At 64.7% G+C, this 663-nt stretch carries 1 protein-coding gene; it reads right to left on the reverse strand.

The features are described 5' to 3' along the window. Positions 1–663 (reverse strand): DotU family type IV/VI secretion system protein (locus EOA22_RS36205; protein ID WP_164756317.1); only part of this gene is annotated, 663 nt, incomplete at both ends.

The raw sequence follows: 663 nt of genomic DNA on the forward strand, positions 1-663 counted from the left end.
CATCAGCGCTTCGACGGCTTTGGCCCGGGCCAGCGAAAGGTCGAAGTTGGATTTGAAGGCGCTCGACCGACGCGGTTTGACATTATCCGTGTGGCCGACGATCCGGATCGGTCCAGGCTCGTGCTCAAGAGCCGCGGCGATGTCGGCGGCGATGGGCTGAAATTCCGGCTTCGTCTCGGCCCTGCCGGACTGGAACAGCAGCAGATTGTTGATTTCCACGACGATGAAGTCGCCCTTGGTGCCAATGGCCAGTCCGCCGCCTTCGACGTCCTTGGCCAGCGCCGCACGAATACGATCGATCTGAGCGTTGGCCGCCGGTGGGGCGACTTTGGCTGGCTCGACCAGCGGCGCCACGCTGGCGCGCTCGATAGCGACGGGTATTGATGGGTTGAGTGCCAGCAATTCACCTGCGGCGGCGGCGCCTTCATTGGAGATGAAGACCCGCAATGCGAAGAACGCTGCCGCCAGCAGCGCCGACGCTGACGCGGCAACCACCCAAAGCGGCAGGCGGGCCGAGGACTGCGCCATCGTCTCGGCCAAGCCCTGCCAGCGCGGCGAGATGTCTTCACCCGCACGCGTCCTGAAGTAGCGAAGCGTCTCGTAGACGTCGCGTCGAACGCGCTCGAGATTGTTGTCTTCGCGCCTCACGCCGCGATACTGGCC

This window comes from Mesorhizobium sp. M7A.F.Ca.US.014.04.1.1 (assembly GCF_003998745.1).
Classification (GTDB): Bacteria; Pseudomonadota; Alphaproteobacteria; order Rhizobiales; family Rhizobiaceae; genus Mesorhizobium; species Mesorhizobium ciceri.